The following is an 18,696-nucleotide window of genomic DNA, read 5'->3' as shown; positions in this document are numbered from 1 at the left end:
TAAAACTGAGCAGGCATTGCACACAATTAGCGCAGCCCGGGGGGCGGCATGATGGAATCACGGGCAACCCATTCAACCGGGAAACGGGTATGCTCGGGCACGGTTTCGCCGTTAAGCAGACGCAACATCAGTTGCACCGCCGTGCGCCCCATTTGGTGAGCAGGCTGGCGGATAGTGGAAATGCGTGGTTGGGTGAAATTAGCGTAACTGGCATCATCGAACCCTACCAGTGACAGGGCCTCAGGAGCCTGAAGCTGGCGTGCCCGTAAGCCATCAAGAATGCCTAATACCAGGTAATCACTGGCCGCGAAAATCGCCGTGGGGCATTGTGCGCCACGGAATAACTGATCCAGCGCTTTGCTACCATATTCACGCTGGTATTCGCCATACAGCACCCATTCCGGTGGGCATGACAGGCCCGCAGCTGCCAGTGCTTCACAAAAACCCAGGTAGCGTTCGCGTACACTCATCAGGGCATCCGGCCCACCAACAAACGCGATATGGCGGTGCCCGGCGCGGATTAACTGCTCTGTTGCGAGGCGCCCACCTTGTTGATTGTCGGCGAACACTTTCGGAACCTGGCTGCCCGGGATGTCTTCATCGAGCAAAATTATCCGCTGGTGGTGCTGCACCTCGCGGCGCAGCAGGCCGTCATCCGGGCGGTTGGTGGTAAACAACAGGCCATCGACCTGGCAGGTATCCAGCCAGCGAATAAACTGCCGTTCTTTTTCAGGGTTATTCCGTGTGACACACAGCACCAGGCTGTAACCTTGTGCAGAGGCGGCTTCTTCGGCGGCATCGGCCAGTTCAGCAAAGAAAGGGTTGGTGATATCCGGCAGCACCAGACCGAGTGTTTCACTGCCACCTTTGCTCAGGCGGCGTGCCAGGCTGTTGCGCTGGTAATCCAGCTTACGAATGGCTGCCTCAATCCGCGCTGCCGTTTCCTGAGGCAACACCAGATTATGGTTGAGGTAGCGTGAGACAGTGGCTTTCGACAGCCCTGCCAGGTTTGCAACGTCTGAAAGAACAACCCGTTTTTTGGTCATGATCGCCGTTATCGTATTGAGTGTTCATATCAGTAACACAGATAGCGCTCAGGAATATAGCGTTTTGTCACCTTTTCCGGGCGATGAAAATTAGCACTTGACAAGAGATGCTAAAGCGCGAATTTTAATAACCTGTTCCCGACGTTGCCTTTGCTGTGTTTTCTTTGGTTAAGGAACACCTGAGAAAACAAGTTTCGTTTCTCTCGCAGGCCCATTTTTGGCGTCTGTGTTCTTTATTTGTCCCGCCAAAATACACCTTGTTACTTTGTAAACAAGTTCATAATTTTTCTGACGAGGGCATGACCAATGTTATTCAACACCAGCAAAAAAAATGTTATTTCTGGCGCACTGATACTTTCTGCACTCTTGTTCGGTAAAGCAATGGCGGCAACGCCGGGCTATGCATTGGTGCAAATTAACCAGCAGGCGCTATTTTTCAACCTGATGAATAAAGGCGCACAAGAAGAAGCAAAATCTACCGGGAAAAATTTAGTTATCTTTAATGCTAACGACAACCCTGTATCGCAAAATGATGCCATTGAAAACTATATTGAACAGGGTGTTAAAGGCATTATGGTTGATGCCATTGATGTGAATGGCATCATGCCCGCTATTAAAGAAGCCGCGGCGAAAAATATTCCTGTCATTGCTATTGATGCGGTATTGCCTGCCGGGCCTCAGGCTGCTCAGGTTGGGGTGAATAATGAAGAAGGTGGCAAAATTTTAGGTAAATTCTTTGTTGATTACATTAATAAAAACGCCGCTGGCAAGGCTCGCGTTGGTATTGTCGGCGCACTTAACTCCGCGATTCAGAACCAGCGCCAGAAAGGGTTTGAAGAAACACTGAAAGGCCATAAAGGCATCAGTGTGGCGGATGTAGTCGATGGCCGAAATATCCAGGATGACGCCATGACCGCAGCTGAAAACCTGATAACCGGTAACCCGGATTTGACGGCTATTTATGCCACTGGCGAACCCGCATTGCTGGGGGCGATTGCCGCAGTGGAAAACCAGGGAAAACAGAGCCAAATCAAGGTGTTTGGCTGGGATCTCACCGCCCGTGCCATTAGTGGTATTGATGCCGGTTACGTGACTGCTGTATTGCAACAGGACCCGGAAAAAATGGGCCAGGAAGCGGTGAAAGCGCTGAATGCGATTAACAGCGGTAAGACTGTCAGTAAGAACATCCTTGTTCCGGCAACTGTAGTGACAAAAGCGAACGTTGATACGTTCCGCCCACTGTTTAAATAACCCACTGGCAGCGCTACCCGGCTTGTGCCAGTAGCGCCGCCAGTGTCGCCCTGCTCGGGAAAGCCAGGCGTGTTCCTGCGCGGCTGATGGTGATAGCCGCCGCCTGGCTTGCATGATGCAGGGCAAGGGCATCTGGCCGGGTGTTGCGCAGCAGTGCAGAGGCCAGCATCACCGCCAAAAATGTATCGCCAGCACCAGTGGTATCGGCCACGGTGGCAGCCACCGAAGGAACATGCTCTGTGTGGCCGTGGGCGTGTAACCGGGAGCCCTGGCTACCCAGCGTTTCCACCACCAGGGTGTGAGCGGTGTCGGGCTGCAGTAAACGGGATTCATGCTCGTTTACCACCGCGATATCCACCAGGGGCCACAACTGGCGAAAATCCTCCTGGACAGGCGAAGGGTTAAAAACAGTCAGCATCTGCTTGCTTCGCGCACAGGTAAATAATGCCCGGGTTTTTTCCGGGGTGAAATTACCTTGCTGTACCAGCACATCACCGGGGCGGGCAGTTTCCAGTAATGCAGTAATGGTTGCTGTTTCCAGTGCACTGGCGGCATCGCAACTGGTAATAATTGCGTTGTCGTCATCATTGGTAGTGAAAATAATTGAGGTGTCGGTGTGAACAGCTAATGGTGTTTCTGGAAATAACTGTAATGTTTCGGCCTGAAGTTGTTGGTAAATCCATTCTCCGTAGTGGTCATTTCCCCTTGCGGCAATTAACGTTACAGGTAATCCACAGCGGGATAAAACAATGGCCTGGTTTGCACCTTTGCCACCAGTATCGGCCATTATTTTTTTTCCGTGCAACGATTCACCTTTATGCGGTAAGGCAGAGCATTGCCAGGTTTCATCGACAGTAATATTCCCGGCAACATAGATATGCATAGCCGCTTCCTTTTTAGAGGGTTAACATGGGTTCTATATCAGCAACAAAAACGAGCGCAATTCAAGATATTTTTTCACGAGATAAAGCAGTGATTGGTGTTATTCATTGTGAAGCCTTTCCAGGTGCGCCAAAATATAATGGCAAAGCTTTTGGTGATATTGTTGAACGTGCACTGCGTGACGCTGAAAATTATATTGCAGGTGGTGTTCATGGTTTGATTGTGGAAAACCATGGCGATATTCCTTTTTCTAAACCCGAAGATATTGGCCCGGAAACAGCGGCATTTATGGCGGTGATTACTGATAATATCCGCCAGCGTTTTTCCGTTCCTTTGGGGATTAATGTGCTGGCTAATGCTGCTATTCCGGCTCTGGCGACGGCGCTGGCGTGCGGGGCCGATTTTGTACGGGTTAACCAGTGGGCTAATGCCTATATTGCCAATGAAGGTTTTGTGGAAGGGGCCGCGGCAAAAGCTCTGCGCTACCGTAACCAACTTCAGGCGAACCACATTCGTGTTTTTGCCGACAGCCACGTTAAACATGGCAGCCATGCCATTGTGGCAGACCGCTCCGTTGCTGAGCTAACCCGCGATGTTGAGTTTTTTGAAGCCGATGCAGTGATTGCCACCGGGCAACGTACTGGTGACAGCGCCACATTGAGTGAAATTGACGATATTCGCAGTGCCACGTCGCTGCCTTTGTTGGTGGGCTCGGGTGTGACGCCGGACAACGTGGCGACCATTTTAGGCCGTACACAGGGCGTGATTGTTGCCAGTGCGCTGAAAGAAGGTGGCGTCTGGTGGAACCCGGTAGAACGTGAACGGGTGGTGAAGTTTATGGCAGCGGCACGCCCCGCGCTGGAGGCCTGATGACCACATTCAGTGACCAACTGCTGGCCGGGCATAGTGATGTATGGAACGAGATGCAGCAACACCCCTTTGTTCAGGCCATAGAGCAGGGAACCTTGCCGGAAACCGCTTTTCACCGCTACCTGGTTTTCGAAGGGGAGTTTGTGTTCAGTGCGGTGGAAATTTTGGCTCAGGGGTTGAGCCATGCGCCGGATGTATCACGCCAGCGCCGGTTAATCCAGGGGCTGAATGGCCTGGTGGATACTCAACTTGGCTGGTTTGAACGCGTAATGGCAAAGCGCGGTGTGGTTGCTGAGCACTGGCAACCCGCGCCTGCCGGGTTTATTCGGTTTCGTGATGGCATGCTACAGGCCGCCCGTACTGGCGGGTACGCCGATATCATGGTTCTGATGTTTGGCGCCGAGTGGATGTATTACCACTGGTGCGCGCGTGCTGCTTCCCGGGCACAGTACGATGAAGACCTGCGCGACTGGTTATCTATGCATGCGGATGATGCTTTTTACCAGCAGGCGTGCTGGTTAAAACAGGAAGTGGACCAGTGCGGTTTAACGCTTTCCGGGCAGGAAAAGCAGCGGCTCAGCCAGTTATATGGGGATGTGCTGGCGTGGGAAATTGATTTTCACCAGGCGATGCTGGGTTAAAAATAATACCCTGCCACGGGGAATTGACTCCGTGGCAGGGTGTTTGTAACTGGCTGGTTAAAGCCTGAGGCAAAAAGAGATCTAATGACTCGCCCGGGCACAGGCTGGTTTGTGAATATTCTCCATAAACATCTGTGGCGGGTTATGCAGTTGCCGGGTCAGCAGAAGATTTCCCGCATTGGCCACATCCGACAGCCAGCCCCAGTGTTTTTTCAGGTATGGAGCTCATCCGCCACCTCATCCGCCTCCTGTCTGGGGGCTTTTGGTATAGTGGAGAGCCTTCCAGCCGGCTTGCGGTCTGCCGTGAAGCACCCAGGGGAGGCATAAGTTTTTTACCCATATGGTCAGTAACTACAGGCGAACAAGCGCAATCGGGTACGGCCAGGTAGACTAAGTAAAAAATGAGAAATCCTGCGCAAAATGACAATGGAGGCAGATGAAAGATGACCGGCTTTAACTTATGCTCATCTCTGTTCCATTCAACAGAACTATTCCATTCAAGGGAACTGAACTATGCAACCGGAATTCAGCCTTGCGAGTACCTGGAGCAGTACACAACTTTGTGATTTGCTGAATGCCTGCTTTACTGGCTACACCGTTCCGGTTTCCTTTTCGGAGCCGGTTTTTACGCGCCGTTTCAGTGCTGAAGGTGTTTGTCTTGCGGATTCTGGTGTATGGCTTTCCCGGGGGGAGCCAGTGGCTGTTGGGCTGGTGGCGCGCCGTGGGTGGGGAGCCAGGCTGGCGGCTTTTGCTGTGGCGGAACCCTGGCGTGGTAAAGGGGTTGCAAGGCCTTGCCTGAACAAGTTATTCGGCAGCATTCGGGAACAGGGTGCCCGTACATTATGCCTGGAAGTGCTGGTTAACAATGTTCCGGCAATTCGCCTGTATCAGTCTTTGGGGTTTCAGATTACACAGCGGTTGGTGGGGTTTACTGCTCCTCAGGGCAACGGCCTGTCTGGTGAATCATTGCTGAGTGAAACCTGTGATCCTCGCCAGTTGCTGGCGGCTGTCTGTGCTGAGGGCCTGGCGGACCTTCCCTGGATGCTGGCACCAGAAACACTCTGTGGGCTACCTTGCCAGGCATGGGTTCTCGGCCATTGTACCGCGGTGGTGAGTGAACTGGGCGGTGTACCACAACTGCGTTTTATCTATACGGCACCTGAATTCCGCCGCCAGGGTGAAGCATGTGCCATGTTATCTGCCCTGGCGATGCATTATCCGCACCTTACTTCGGCAGTCTCAGTACCTGAGCATTTTTCTGCGTTGTTTTTGCGTGCCGGGTATCGCCTGTTGCCTGTCATACAGTATGAAATGTCAACCCATTGAGTGTGGCGTGTACCTGGCTGTCAGCATTATTTGCCCGCCTTGCAGGGGGGATATTCCTTTTCTCATTGGCCTGGTTGAAAACGGGGATGGGGAAATGTGCCAGGTAAGGTATGGGATCCGCATGGTTCCGGTAGGTTGTGGTTTTGCTGGCTCAATGAACAATGCAGTGCCGCCATGCCAGTATCCTGAACCTGACTGGTTACCTGAACTGGATATGACTTCAACAATCACTCAATAATCGATGAGATTTTCCTTAAGTTTCTTTGCAGTTATGTATTCATTGTGATAATACTTCTCATTCTGATTTATATTCCCCAGCTAATGGGTTATGGGTGTGAGTACACCTGTTAAGGGATGAGTGACTGAAGATGATTAAACAATGGGCTGGCCGGTTACTGCACAGTTGCTTGATGGCTCTGGTGCTGCTTCCTGCCGCGGCGATTGCCACGCAATATCCACTAACCGTAAAAGATATCGATGGCCGTACAGTTGTACTGAACCACGAACCGCAACATATTATTTTGCAGGACGGGCGCGACCTGATGGCGCTGGCTTTGCTGGACCGGGATAACCCGTTTCACCGGGTCATTGCCTGGAATAACTTGTTAAAGAAACAAGATGAACAAACCTGGGATATTCTGCGTAAGGCCTGGCCGGCAGCGGAAAAAATACCGGATATGGGGTTCTCCGACCAGGGCGAAGTCAATAATGAAACGGTCATTGCCAGTGAGCCAGACCTGATGATTGCGCAGTTGCGGGCAAAACCTGCGCTGGAACAAACCGGTGTGCTTGGGCGCTTAAAAGAGCTGCATATTCCGGTATTGTTTGTTGATTACGAATTGCACCCGGTACAAAACACGCTGCCCAGTATTACGTTGTTAGGCAAAGTTCTGAACCGGGAATCACAGGCAAAAGCCTATACCGATTTCTACCAACAGCGCCTGGCTAAACTCCAGCAGATTGTTGCCGTGCAAAAGAAAAAGCCCGAGGTCTTTATTGAACCTATCGCCGGTATTGGCGGCACATCCGGAGCCTGTTGCTTTACCCATGGGCACAATGGCTGGGGTGGGCTGGTGGAAGCCGCGGGTGGGCGTAACATTGGCTCTTCCTTGTTAACGGGCGCCAGTGGGTACATCAACCCGGAGAAAATTATTGCCATGAAACCGGATTTTTACCTGATGACCGGTTCCAAACGCGGTAATGCGCAGAACCCGTTGATCCCGTTTGGTTACAATACGGACCCGGCGGCCATTAAAACCAAGTTTGATGCTTTACTGGCACGTAATGCAGTCGCTGGTATTCCGGCAGTGCAGGCCGGGCATGTGGCAGGAATTTACCACCACTTCTATAACCACCCGTGGAATATTATTGGCCTGGAGATCCTGGGTAAGATTTTCTACCCTGAAGCGATGAAAGATATCGACCCAACAGCCGATTACCACTATATCGTAACCCACTTTACGCATCTGCCTGATGCACCAATTAACCTGAGTTACCAGCCCTGATAACGTAACCCGCTTCCGGTATGCCGGTAGCGGGTTTGCTCTGTTTATTCCTAACAACGCTTAGTTATCTGGCGAAAAATCACTGCCAGCAATAAAGCTGATTCTGTCCAGTACCCACTGGCGCCCGATTTCGTGAGTTGCACGTTGTGCCTGTTCTGGCAACATACCTCTGGCGGAGACCAGCCCTGCAGAAGATTGCAGCCCGGGCCACCAGGCAGAATGGGTAACCGTCTGCGCAATAATAACCATCAATATTTGGCTTGTCTGGCATTTATTCTATTTCTGATAATCCCGGTTAAATACCCGTCAATTATCTGCCGCCAAAAATGAAGTAATTTTTTTGTCTGGAATGGGTATTTGGGCTGGAATAAAACCCTTATTTTATTCAGGTGTTTGAGACTGCCCCTGGTGAACGTTTGCAAAATCAGATATGTTCAGGTTTTTCATTTTTTTTACATTAAATTCAATTGGTTGTTCTTTTGTTTTTTTAGAGAGTTATTTTGTTTGCTTACTATCTGGGCAAATGTAATGCCCTGAATCTGCTATTCTGTAACCATTCACCTGAACGTGTGATGTAAGGGGAATGCGTGTAATCGCTCCCGGCTACAGGGTTCTGTAAACCTGCCTGTAAGAGGAAAATAGTTAATAAAAAAAAGAGGATACAAATGATACGAGCAAGGAAAAAAATTAAGCCAATCGCCCTGAGCGATGTCACTATTATTGATGATGCTAAATTAAAAAAAGCCATTACCGCAGCCTCTTTAGGAAATGCTATGGAGTGGTTTGATTTTGGTGTTTATGGCTTCGTTGCTTATGCGCTGGGTAAAGTCTTTTTCCCGGATGCCAGCCCTGGGGTGCAGATGATAGCGGCCTTAGCGACATTCTCTGTTCCCTTCTTAATTCGCCCTTTGGGTGGGCTGTTCTTCGGCATGCTGGGTGATAAATATGGTCGCCAGCGAATTCTCTCTATTACGATAGTGATTATGTCGCTCAGTACTTTCGGTATTGGTTTAATTCCGGGTTATGAAACGATTGGGGTTTGGGCTCCAGTGCTGTTGTTAGTGTGCAAAATGGCGCAGGGCTTTTCGGTCGGCGGGGAGTACACAGGGGCTTCCATTTTCGTGGCTGAATATTCGCCGGACCGGCGGCGTGGTTTTATGGGGAGCTGGCTGGATTTTGGGTCGATCGCCGGGTTTGTTTTGGGGGCTGGCCTGGTTGTACTGATTTCCGCCATTGTTGGTCAGGATCATTTTATGGCCTGGGGATGGCGTCTACCTTTTTTCCTGGCGTTGCCGCTTGGGATTATTGGGCTCTATCTGAGAAATGCCCTGGAGGAAACCCCGGCCTTTCAGCAACATGTCGATAAGCTTGAACAGGGCGACCGCCAGGGGTTACAGGAAGGGCCGAAGATTTCATTTAAAGAAATCGCCACACAGCACTGGCGCAGCCTGCTGGCGTGTATTGGGTTAGTCATTGCAACTAATGTCACCTATTACATGCTGCTGACCTATATGCCGAGCTATTTGTCCCACAACCTGCATTATTCGGAAGACCATGGTGTGCTGATTATTATCGCCATCATGATTGGGATGCTGTTTGTGCAACCTGTTATGGGGCTGCTCAGTGACCGCTTTGGTCGTCGTCCGTTTGTGATTTGTGGCAGTGTTGCCTTATTAGTACTGGCGATTCCTGCGTTTAAATTGATTAACAGCGATGTGATTGGGTTAATTTTTGCCGGGTTGCTGATTCTGGCTGTGATACTGAATGCATTTACCGGGGTAATGGCCTCTTCACTCCCGGCGATGTTCCCCACGCATATTCGTTACAGTGCGCTTGCCAGTGCTTTCAATATCTCCATATTAATCGCGGGGCTGACTCCCACACTTGCTGCCTGGCTGGTGGAAACCTCCGGTAACCTGATGATGCCAGCATGGTATCTGATGGTGATAGCCGTGATTGGGTTGATTACCGGGTTGACGATGAAAGAAACCGCGAATTTACCGTTAAAAGGCGCAACGCCTGCGGCATCGGACATTCAGGAAGCCAAAGAGATCCTCAAAGAGCACCACGATAACATTGAGCAGAAAATTGAGGAAATTGATGCAGAAATTGCTGAACTCCAGGCTAAACGAACCAAACTGGTTCAGCAACACCCGCATATCAACGAATAACCAGGTGTGATTACCCGCCACCGCCAGTTTGCCCGGCGGTGGCGCACCCGATTAACGCAATGCCGGGTTGCTCACCAGGCTGAACCGGCCACACCCCAGTAACGCAATGGTAATACCGCCAAAAAAGAATAACGCAATCTCTTCAAGCCCCCATGCACCCACTTTGGTAGTGGTGAAAATCAGCCCCGGGTCTGTACTCAACCAGGCGAATAACATGGTAAAGCACATCACCAGCGCCGCCGGGCGAACCAGCAGGCCGATTATCAACAGAACGGGTGCCACCACTTCTCCCAGGTACACGCCCCAGGCAACAAAGCCTGGCATACCGTGGCTTTCCACAATGTTGATAATTGGCCCAATGCCGTCTATCACTTTGTGGATACCGTGAAACAACATCATACAACCGATAGCCAGGCGTAACAGGAGCTTGCCAGTATCGGGTTTGTCCAATAATACATTGAGTTGCCTGAGCATGATGCCCTCCCTCCAGTGTCCTGGTAAGTATGCTAAATAATTAGTGTATTAATTATGAGTCGCATTTTAATTCTGCAGGAGAACTGCTCGAAAAAAACTGCGCTAAATCAACCTGAATGCAGGGAAAACCAGGCAGATTTTGGCAGGTAGCGGTTTCATCCTGTTCAATGAAACCGCAAGGGAGTGGTGTTGGCGCTAAAAATTATAAATTGGCGGTTAAAAAGTTACTGACGGTTTTCATACACTGCTCGCGTTCTTCAACATGAGGCATGTGGCTTGAATCTTCAAAAATAACCCACTGCGCACCGGCAATATTGTCGGCAAAGGGCTGTACCACCTCGGGGGCGGCTTCGTCGTAACGGCCTGAAATCAATAAGGTGGGAACGTTAATGGCGCTTAACCGGTCGATAATCGTCCAGTCTTTCATGGTGCCAATAACATGAAATTCTGTCGGTCCGTTCATTGCGTGGTAAACCGTAGGGTCTTCATCCATAGCGTCAAAAGTACGGCGCACTTCCACCGGCCAGGGGTCGAGTCGGCAAACATGGCGCTGGTAAAATACCTGGCTGGCGGTTTTATAGGCTTCGCTGTTCAGTGTGCCTGCGGTTTCATGCTCCAGCAGGGTAGCCTGAACCTCTGGTGGTAATTCAGAACGTAGTCTGGCCGCCGCCGACAACCAGAGTGCCATAGATGCCGGGGAATTGGCGATGACCAGTGCTTTCAGTCCGGCAGGCTGGCGTACTGCATGCTCGGCTGCCAGCATCCCTCCCCAGGATTGCCCCAGAAGCGCATAGTCCTGTTCAATACCTAAATGCTTAAGCAGGTTATCCAGTTCTTCCAGAAAGAGTGCCGGGTTCCAGAAATCTGTGGGCATGTCGGGCAAGTGTGTGGAGTTACCATTACCGAGTTGATCATAGTGAATAACAGGCCGTCCGGTGCGGGCGATATCACGAAAAGCATCAACATAGTCGTGGGTACAACCCGGGCCACCATGGGCGACCACCAGAGGCGTGCGCCCCGTATGGAGACTGCCGCAAATACGAAACCAGGTCTGGTATTCCCGAAACGGAGCATAGCCTTCTTGGATGGTATACATGGCTGCTGTTTACCCTGTGATGTGAATGTTTGCTCAGGGTAGAACGCAGCCGCATGCAGTGAATACTAGTAAAAATGCTAGTTCTTAACTGTCCAGTAAACGGTAGTGCAATGCGCGTACCACCGCCTGAACCCGGTTACTGGCTCCCAGTTTCTTCGCCGCGGTGTTCAGGTGCAATGTTACGGTGGCTACTGAGCGGTGTAACTTGCGGGCAATTTCTTTGGCTGTCAGCCCTTCTGCGGACCAGGTAAGACATTCGCGCTCGCGGTTGCTGAGTTTGACATGGCGACAGGTCAGCATTGATGCATCGAATAGCGGGAATGCGCTTTCCTGGAAACGGTGGGCGATAAAGGTCAGTTGCGCCAGGTTGTCAATGACATCCCGTTCCTGATGGGGTGCGGTCAGGATACCGGTCAGGGTGACAAAACCACCCTGAGGCAAGTGAAGCGGTACAGTTGCGCCGCATGGCATATCGTGGTCACGCATGTAATGAGTCACCGGTTTATGCTGGTCGTTAAGCCGCCCGCGCAGAGAGGTGTAATCCGGGCGTTGATAAGACCACACAAAAGGCGCGCAGCTTTCCAGTGCGCAGTGTTGTACCGGGTCAACCTGGTAATAGCCCTGATCGCACCAGCGCTGGCGCATATCGTCCGGTACGTTGTGCATCCGTAACAATGACGGCGTGATCAATTCCCCTTCCAGTGAACGGGGGACGGGTGTGTAGTCATAAATAACCGCGTCAAAGCCCAGCGTCTGTGTCTGGTCAAAAAGCGCAGCGAACGCATTATCCAGTCCATTGGGAAATGATGAACCAGGGTGCTGAATAGCGGGTTGCATGTTCCCCTCCATTTTCTGTCTGTGCCGTGAACGGCATGGTTTGTGCAAAACCTTTTCAGTCTGTAACGCTTTATATGCAAATACAGTGCCATTAATTGCCTGTTTTTTGTACTGACCTGGCAGGCAAAACTAGTATTTTTGCTAACTGTTCAGTGCCTGACGAAGCCGTTAGCGTAAGGAAAACACCCGCGAATTGAATAACGGGCACCGGAGGGAAATATGTGGAGCGAAATTCAGCCAGATAAACGCCATGATATTACGGTTAATGGCTACAACGTGGTTGCCTGGGAGTTTGGTGAAGGTGACGACGTCGTTCTTTGCCTCAATGGCGGGCCGGGGTTGCCCTGCGATTACTTGCGTGAAGCCCACTCCTGCCTGAAACAGCAGGGCTACCGGGTGGTGGCTTTTGACCAACTGGGGACGGGAAAATCCGACCGTCCGCAGGACCCGCGCTTCTGGACAATGGAGCGCTATGTTCAGGAAGTTGAAACAGTACGCCGTGCGCTGAATCTTGGGAAAGTGCATTTGTTGGGGCATTCATGGGGCGGCTGGCTGGCTATTGAAGTGGCATTGCACCACCCTGGTGCGATTCGTAGCCTGATCCTCGAAAACACGGTGGCGGATATGCCCCATTTGGTGCAAGAACTCAACCGCCTGCGCGAAGCTTTGGGGCCAGAAACGGTTGCGATGATGCAACGTTATGAAGCTCTGGGCTGGCTGAGTCACCCACAATACCAGGCCGCAGTCACCTTGCTGAATTACCGCCATGTTTGCCGGCTTGATGTCTGGCCTGCCCCGGTAAAACGTTCCCTGGACGACTGGAATATGGGGCCTTACGAGACAATGCAGGGGCCGAATGAGTTTCTCTATACCGGTAATTTAAAAGACTGGGACCGCAGTGCTGATTTGCACATGATTCAGGTGCCTTGCCTGATTACCACCGGCCAGCATGATGAACTGACACCTGCCTGTGCGATGAAAATGAAGCAGGGTCTGCCCCAGGCGGAACTGCATGTATTCCCCAATAGTAGCCACATGCCGTTTTATGAAGAACCCCAGGCCTATTACCCGGTCCTGCTGGATTTTCTTGAACGGCAGCGTAGCGGAGGAGGCGACTGATGCACCGTTACCGGTTTCTGCTGTTTCGCCCCCTGCAATTGCTGCCAGTTTTGCTGGGAATAAGCATTATCACGTTTGCCATGGTGCGCGCCATCCCGGGTGACCCGGCGCGCATTTTACTTGGTGTGCGCAGTACTCCTGCAGCACTGACCCGTATTCGCGCCCAGTTTGGCCTCGATGAACCCTTATGGGTGCAGTATCTCTATTTTCTGCGCAACCTGCTCCATGGAGAACTGGGTAAGTCCATTGTTTACCGGGTTGATACCCTGAAGTTAATAAGCTCCCGGCTGGAGCCAACAATCTGGCTGGTGGCAGGGAGTGTCCTGTTGGCAATTTTGATTACCATTCCTCTGGCCGCCATGGCTTCACGTCATAGAGGAGGAGTGTGGGATCAGTGTATTCGCTTGTTTACCACCGCCGGGCTGGGTTTTCCTGCCTTTTGGCTGGGAATAATGATGATAATCGTGTTCAGCGTGACGCTGGGCTGGTTCCCGGTTTCGGGTTATGGCGATGACCTGCCCGAACGCCTGCATCACATGGCTTTGCCGTGTTTTACTGTGGCGCTGGCGTTATCGGCGGTGCTGATTCGCAACCTGCGCGCCAGCCTGTTGATGGAAATGAGCAGTGATTATGTGGTGGCTGCCCGGGCACGGGGCCAGCGGGAATCACGTATCTTCTGGCGGCATGTGTTACCGAATTCACTGGTGCCAACCATCAACCTGCTGGCGGTTAACATTGGCTGGCTGATTGGCAGCACGGTAGTGATAGAAAGTGTGTTTGCCATACCCGGAATGGGGCAGTTACTTATCAAAGCGATTTTCAGCCGGGACTACATGGTGGTTCAGGGCGTGGTGATTGTTTTTGCACTGGCGACGGTCACCGTTAACCTGGTGGCGGATGTGCTCACAGTTGCTCTGGACCCGAGGGTGAAACTATGAACCTGACCTTGTCTGCAAGTGTGGCGCAGTGGCGGCGGCGTTTTATTCCGCGCCAGCACGCGCTGGTAGCTGGTGCCTGCATTATCGGGTTGTGGTTACTGGCCGCAATTTTTGCGCCATGGCTGGCACCTTTCGACCCTATAAACCAGGACCCGTCAGTGAGCCTGCTCCCTCCTGGTGGTGTTCATTTGTTTGGTACCGATAACTTCGGGCGCGATATTTTTTCCCGTGTAGTGTGGGGCGCACGCGTGGATCTGCAAATTTGCCTGCTGGGGGTGATTTTCCCGTTCTCGCTGGGAACAGTGCTGGGAGCGCTTTCTGGTTACCTGGGCGGTGTTGTGGATGCAGTCGTTATGCGCGTCATTGATATCGTCCTGGCTTTTCCTTTCCTGGTTCTGATGCTGGCAATCATCGCCATTCTGGGTCCCGGGCTCGGCAGTTTTTATATTGCGATGGCAATGGTGGGCTGGGTGTCATATGCCCGCCTGGTGAGGGCGCAGGTGTTAACCCTGAAACAGCGTGATTTTATTCTCGCCGCGCGCAGCCTGGGGTACAGCCACACCCGTATTCTGTTTCGCCACTTATTGCCCAACGCGCTGACGGGCGCACTGGTGTTCTCCATGTCTGACTGTGTTCTGGTTCTGCTGAACGGGGCCGCGGTGAGTTACCTCGGCTTAGGCGTTCAGCCGCCAACTGCTGAATGGGGCGTGATGGTGGCTGAAGGGCAGAGCTTTATTACCACCGCCTGGTGGATAACCACCTTCCCCGGGCTGGCAATTGTACTGCTGGCAATGGGGTTCAGCCTGCTGGCTGATGGGTTAGGTGACCGGTTAGGAGAGCGCGTATGACCTTACTGGATGTCTCACAGCTGACCGTGACAACCGCAAACCAAGTGACGCTGGTGGATGGCATCAGCTTTCGTCTGGCTGAAGGGGAAATGTTAGGCCTGGTTGGGGAAAGTGGTTCAGGTAAAACAGTGACCTGCCGTGCGCTGATGCGTTTGTTACCAGGGCAGGGGCTGCGCATTAGCGGGGGAAGTATCATCCTTGCCGGGCGTGATCTTGTTGCCCTGAGTGAGGCGCAGATGGCGGGTGTTCGCGGGCGGGAAATCGGTATGATTTTCCAAAACCCGACCAGCCACCTTAACCCGGTGATGACGGTGGGTGAGCAAATTGCCGAGAGCCGCCGCCTGCACTTTGGCGCCAGCCGCAGGCAGGCGCGGGCCGATGCCCTGGATTTTTTGCGCCAGGTGGGGATCCCTGACCCACAAAACCGGGCAAAAAATTACCCACATGAGTTTTCTGGGGGCATGCGGCAACGGGCAATGATTGCGGTTGCACTGGCGGCAGAACCACGCCTGTTAATTGCCGATGAGCCGACGACTGCGCTGGATGTCACCGTGCAGATGCAGATCCTGCGTTTGCTGAGCGATTTACGCAGTGAACTGGGCGTGGCGATGATAATGATTACCCACGACCTTGGAGTGGTGGCGCAAACCTGTGACCGTATCGCAGTAATGTATGGCGGCCGGTTGTGTGAATCAGGCGGAAAACGCGAAGTGCTCCACCACGCGGCGCACCCCTACACTCAGGGCCTTATTGATTGCCAGCCACAAAGTGAAGGCAGTGCCGGGTATTTGAAAACCATTCCCGGTCAGCCACCGGTGGCAAACCATTTTCCTGAAGGGTGCCGGTTTCACCCGCGCTGCCATGCAGCCAGTGAAACCTGTCGCCAGCAACAACCCGCACTGCACTATACACAGAACAGCCTGTCTCATGCCGCGGCCTGTTTTCACCCCTTTCAACCACTAACACAGCGGGAGGGATAATGGCGAAACAGGAAAGCTGGCCGCTTTTGGAAGCGGAAAACCTGAGCGTAACTTTTCCGGCCGGAGGCGGTTGGGGACGCGCGCGGCGCGTTGTTCACGCGGTTAATCAGGTAAGCCTGGCAATTTCACCAGGAGAAACACTCGGGCTGGTGGGTGAGTCTGGTAGTGGCAAAAGTACCCTTGGCCGGGCGCTGTTGCAACTGGAACGCCCGGCAAGTGGCGAAGTACGGTTTGATGGTATGCGTATTACCCATGGGTTGCGCAGCGACGTAGCTCGCCTGCGCCAGCAAACTGCCATGATTTTTCAGGACCCGTTCTCATCACTGAACCCGCGCCAGACTATTGGCGAAAGCATTGCCGAAGTGCTGCGGGTGCATCGCAAAGTCCCCACGGAGAATATTGCCGGGCGAGTGGATGAATTGCTGACGCTGGTGGGTTTAAGCCCCATGCAGGCGGCATTCAAACCCGGCCAGCTCAGTGGCGGGCAATGCCAGCGGGCAGGTATTGCCAGGGCGCTGGCGATTGAACCACGCTTAATTGTGGCAGATGAATGTGTGGCGGCGCTGGATGTTTCTATTCAGGGGCAAATCATTAATTTGCTGATGAGCTTACGCGAGAAAATGGGGCTGGCGATTCTGTTTATCGCCCACGACCTGGCCATTGTGCGCCACTTATGTGACCGCGTGGCGGTGATGTATTTGGGGCGTATTGTTGAACAGGGGCCGTCTGAAACGGTGTTCTCTCATCCGCGCCACCCGTATACCGCTGCACTGGTAGCCGCGATTCCCGAAATCGACCCGGATAAACCGCTCCCTGCCCAACCATTGGGCGGCGAGCCTCCCAGCCCGATAGCGATTCCGGCCGGGTGTGCGTTTCATCCGCGTTGTCCATATGCCCAGGCACAATGTTGCACTGGCGCACCACCACAGACCCGGCATGTTGCCGACCATAGCTGGACCTGCGTGTTAGCTCATGCAGGCGAAGAGACTGTATTTCCGTTGACTGGGGGAGTGTTGAATGAAGCGCAAGCACGTTAAATTGGCAGCAGCAGGGTTATTGTTGGCATTGAGCGCCATGAGTGAACTGGCGCAGGCAGCCGGTATTTTAACCATTGGCCGCCGTGAAGACAGTACCACGTTCGACCCGATTAAATCGGCGCAAAATGCGGATAATTGGGTGTTTTCCAATGTGTTCGACCCACTTATTCGGGTAGATAAGACCGGCACCAAACTTGAACCTGGTGTGGCGGAAAGCTGGACTATCTCACCCGATGGTAAGGTGTATACATTCAAAATCCGTGATACCAAATTTTCTGATGGCTCACCACTGACCTCTCACGATGCGGCCTTCAGCTTGTTACGTATTCGGGACAACGCAGGATCACTGTGGCGCGATTCCTACAGTAATATCGCTAAAGTGGAAACCCCGGATGACCGCACACTGGTTATTACCCTGAAAGCGCCAGCGGCACCTTTCTTATCGCAACTGGCATTGCCTAATGCTTCGGTGATTTCAGAAAAAGCACTGAAAGCGGAAGGGGAAGATGAGTTTGCTGAAAAACCTGTCGGCTCTGGCGCGTTTCGTGTGAAAGAGTGGGTGCGTGGTGAGAAAGTGGTTCTGGAGAAGAACCCACTGTTCTGGCAGGCGAAAGATGTCAGCCTGGATGGAGTCGAGTGGCTGACCATCCCGGATGATAATACCCGTATGCTGAAAGTGCAGGCTGGCGAACTGGACGCTGCGCTCACCGTGCCGTTTTCGCGCATCGCTTCCTTACAAAAAGATAAAAACCTGACAGTTGAACTGGATCCTTCTACCCGTGAAGATCACTTGTTGATCAACCATTCTCACGGTGCCCTTGGCAAAGTAGCGGTACGCCAGGCACTGGATTTTGCCATTGATAAAGACGCAATTGTTAAAACGGTGACTTTTGGTTACGGCCAGGTGGCGAATTCCTATATTCCTGCGGGCGCGCTGTACCACTACAGTGATAACCTGCGCCGCCCTTATGATCCGGAAAAAGCCAAAGCGATGCTGAAAGCTGCCGGGGCATCGGATTTGGCGCTGAACTATGTGGTGAATGCGGGCGATGAAGTGGATGAACAAATCGCTATTCTGTTGCAGCAGCAACTGGCAAAAGCCGGGGTGAAAGTTAACTTACAGAAAGTGGATCCAAGCCAAAGCTGGGACATGCTGGTGGCCGGTGATTACGATATTTCTGTGATGTACTGGACCAACGATATTCTCGACCCGGACCAAAAAACCACATTTGTGCTAGGCCATGACGCGAACATGAACTACATGACCCGCTACCACAATGAGAAAGTGAAAGCGCTGGTTGCTGCGGCTCGCCTGGAAATGGACCCGAAAAAACGTGAGCAGATGTACATCAGTCTGCAAAAAATGGCGAAAGCCGACGTGAACTGGATCGATCTGTATTACAGCCCGTACCGTAATGTCAGCCGTAAGAATATTAAGGGTTTCTACCAGAATCCGTTAGGCCGTTTCTTCCTGGAAAATACAGTTAAAGAGTAACGGTTTTATCCTTAAAATGGCGCCATTTTGAGTCTGGTGACAAACCTCATGTCTGCACAGAACGATAGTATGTCACCCAATAAAAAATCAGGAAAATCAATTTATTGATTTTCGGCTGCTAACTAAAAAGAAGGAAAAACCACGCTTTTTCCTTCTTTTTCATCAATCTGAAAATGGCGC

General features: G+C 52.2%; 19 protein-coding genes. 13 read left to right on the top strand and 6 right to left on the bottom strand.

Annotated elements, in window-relative coordinates; genetic code table 11:
* Positions 1–26: 26 nt before the first annotated feature.
* Complete coding sequence (locus MPHASIOC01_RS23775) at positions 27–1,046, bottom strand: LacI family DNA-binding transcriptional regulator (protein ID WP_064598574.1); 1,020 nt, start codon at positions 1,044–1,046, stop codon at positions 27–29.
* A gap of 306 nt (positions 1,047–1,352) precedes the next feature.
* Here MPHASIOC01_RS23775 and MPHASIOC01_RS23770 point away from each other — a divergent pair, with 306 nt between their 5' ends.
* Positions 1,353–2,297, top strand: a complete 945-nt coding sequence (locus MPHASIOC01_RS23770; protein WP_064598576.1) for a substrate-binding domain-containing protein — start codon at positions 1,353–1,355, stop codon at positions 2,295–2,297.
* A 13-nt stretch (positions 2,298–2,310) separates the two neighbouring features.
* Here MPHASIOC01_RS23770 and MPHASIOC01_RS23765 read toward each other — a convergent pair whose 3' ends face one another.
* Positions 2,311–3,180 (bottom strand): PfkB family carbohydrate kinase, encoded by an 870-nt coding sequence (locus tag MPHASIOC01_RS23765; RefSeq protein WP_353613419.1) that lies wholly within the window; start codon positions 3,178–3,180, stop codon positions 2,311–2,313.
* Between the two features lie 26 nt (positions 3,181–3,206).
* On the opposite strand from MPHASIOC01_RS23765, the gene MPHASIOC01_RS23760 reads away from it, so the two are divergent.
* The 5 genes from MPHASIOC01_RS23760 to MPHASIOC01_RS23740 all read left to right on the top strand — a co-directional run bounded on the left by MPHASIOC01_RS23760 (position 3,207) and on the right by MPHASIOC01_RS23740 (position 7,521).
* Complete coding sequence (locus MPHASIOC01_RS23760) at positions 3,207–4,049, top strand: BtpA/SgcQ family protein (protein ID WP_353613418.1); 843 nt, start codon at positions 3,207–3,209, stop codon at positions 4,047–4,049.
* A complete protein-coding gene (locus tag MPHASIOC01_RS23755) occupies positions 4,049–4,690 on the top strand; it encodes a TenA family protein (RefSeq protein ID WP_353613417.1) in 642 nt (213 codons plus the stop codon). The genes MPHASIOC01_RS23760 and MPHASIOC01_RS23755 overlap by 1 nt, the downstream gene beginning before the upstream one ends.
* Before the next feature lie 513 nt (positions 4,691–5,203).
* The gene (locus MPHASIOC01_RS23750; protein WP_064598581.1) at positions 5,204–6,016 is read left to right on the top strand and encodes an N-acetyltransferase; all 813 of its coding nucleotides are present in this window, start codon (positions 5,204–5,206) and stop codon (positions 6,014–6,016) included.
* Complete coding sequence (locus tag MPHASIOC01_RS23745) at positions 5,997–6,254, top strand: hypothetical protein (RefSeq protein ID WP_064598583.1); 258 nt, start codon at positions 5,997–5,999, stop codon at positions 6,252–6,254. The genes MPHASIOC01_RS23750 and MPHASIOC01_RS23745 overlap by 20 nt, the downstream gene beginning before the upstream one ends.
* A gap of 130 nt (positions 6,255–6,384) precedes the next feature.
* Entirely contained in the window at positions 6,385–7,521 is a 1,137-nt protein-coding gene (locus tag MPHASIOC01_RS23740) for an ABC transporter substrate-binding protein (RefSeq protein WP_082917880.1), read from the top strand.
* 60 nt (positions 7,522–7,581) lie between these two features.
* Here MPHASIOC01_RS23740 and MPHASIOC01_RS23735 read toward each other — a convergent pair whose 3' ends face one another.
* On the bottom strand, positions 7,582–7,770 hold the full coding sequence (locus MPHASIOC01_RS23735; protein ID WP_353613416.1) for a hypothetical protein: 189 nt from the start codon (positions 7,768–7,770) through the stop codon (positions 7,582–7,584).
* A 419-nt stretch (positions 7,771–8,189) separates the two neighbouring features.
* Between MPHASIOC01_RS23735 and proP the strand changes: the two genes are divergently transcribed.
* On the top strand, positions 8,190–9,692 hold the full coding sequence (gene proP, locus MPHASIOC01_RS23730; protein WP_353614975.1) for a glycine betaine/L-proline transporter ProP: 1,503 nt from the start codon (positions 8,190–8,192) through the stop codon (positions 9,690–9,692).
* A 51-nt stretch (positions 9,693–9,743) separates the two neighbouring features.
* Here the strand turns inward: proP and MPHASIOC01_RS23725 are convergent, their stop codons facing one another.
* From MPHASIOC01_RS23725 to MPHASIOC01_RS23715, 3 genes are all read right to left on the bottom strand, one after another.
* The gene (locus tag MPHASIOC01_RS23725) at positions 9,744–10,166 is read right to left on the bottom strand and encodes a DoxX family protein (RefSeq protein ID WP_064598587.1); all 423 of its coding nucleotides are present in this window, start codon (positions 10,164–10,166) and stop codon (positions 9,744–9,746) included.
* Between the two features lie 202 nt (positions 10,167–10,368).
* On the bottom strand, positions 10,369–11,262 hold the full coding sequence (locus MPHASIOC01_RS23720; protein WP_064598589.1) for a proline iminopeptidase-family hydrolase: 894 nt from the start codon (positions 11,260–11,262) through the stop codon (positions 10,369–10,371).
* 84 nt (positions 11,263–11,346) lie between these two features.
* The gene (locus MPHASIOC01_RS23715) at positions 11,347–12,099 is read right to left on the bottom strand and encodes a LuxR family transcriptional regulator (RefSeq protein WP_064598591.1); all 753 of its coding nucleotides are present in this window, start codon (positions 12,097–12,099) and stop codon (positions 11,347–11,349) included.
* A 219-nt stretch (positions 12,100–12,318) separates the two neighbouring features.
* Between MPHASIOC01_RS23715 and MPHASIOC01_RS23710 the strand changes: the two genes are divergently transcribed.
* From MPHASIOC01_RS23710 to MPHASIOC01_RS23685, 6 genes are read left to right on the top strand one after another with little or no spacing between them, the layout of a single operon-like run.
* Positions 12,319–13,218: a proline iminopeptidase-family hydrolase gene (locus MPHASIOC01_RS23710; RefSeq protein WP_353613415.1), complete on the top strand. Its 900-nt coding sequence runs from the start codon at positions 12,319–12,321 to the stop codon at positions 13,216–13,218.
* Positions 13,218–14,156, top strand: coding sequence for an ABC transporter permease (locus MPHASIOC01_RS23705; protein WP_353613414.1), 939 nt, complete (start codon positions 13,218–13,220; stop codon positions 14,154–14,156). The genes MPHASIOC01_RS23710 and MPHASIOC01_RS23705 overlap by 1 nt, the downstream gene beginning before the upstream one ends.
* Positions 14,153–15,004, top strand: coding sequence for an ABC transporter permease (locus tag MPHASIOC01_RS23700; RefSeq protein ID WP_353613413.1), 852 nt, complete (start codon positions 14,153–14,155; stop codon positions 15,002–15,004). Before MPHASIOC01_RS23705 ends, MPHASIOC01_RS23700 begins: the two co-directional genes overlap by 4 nt.
* Positions 15,001–15,984, top strand: coding sequence for an ABC transporter ATP-binding protein (locus MPHASIOC01_RS23695; RefSeq protein WP_353613412.1), 984 nt, complete (start codon positions 15,001–15,003; stop codon positions 15,982–15,984). The genes MPHASIOC01_RS23700 and MPHASIOC01_RS23695 overlap by 4 nt, the downstream gene beginning before the upstream one ends.
* Positions 15,984–17,021, top strand: coding sequence for an ABC transporter ATP-binding protein (locus tag MPHASIOC01_RS23690; RefSeq protein ID WP_353613411.1), 1,038 nt, complete (start codon positions 15,984–15,986; stop codon positions 17,019–17,021). Before MPHASIOC01_RS23695 ends, MPHASIOC01_RS23690 begins: the two co-directional genes overlap by 1 nt.
* Positions 17,002–18,516, top strand: a complete 1,515-nt coding sequence (locus MPHASIOC01_RS23685; RefSeq protein ID WP_064598602.1) for an ABC transporter substrate-binding protein — start codon at positions 17,002–17,004, stop codon at positions 18,514–18,516. The genes MPHASIOC01_RS23690 and MPHASIOC01_RS23685 overlap by 20 nt, the downstream gene beginning before the upstream one ends.
* Positions 18,517–18,696 lie beyond the last annotated feature (180 nt).

The organism is Mangrovibacter phragmitis, assembly GCF_040429585.1.
Classification (GTDB): Bacteria; Pseudomonadota; Gammaproteobacteria; order Enterobacterales; family Enterobacteriaceae; genus Mangrovibacter; species Mangrovibacter phragmitis.
Note: the sequence above shows the minus strand (reverse complement) of the source record. Positions and strands in the feature narration are given on the sequence as shown.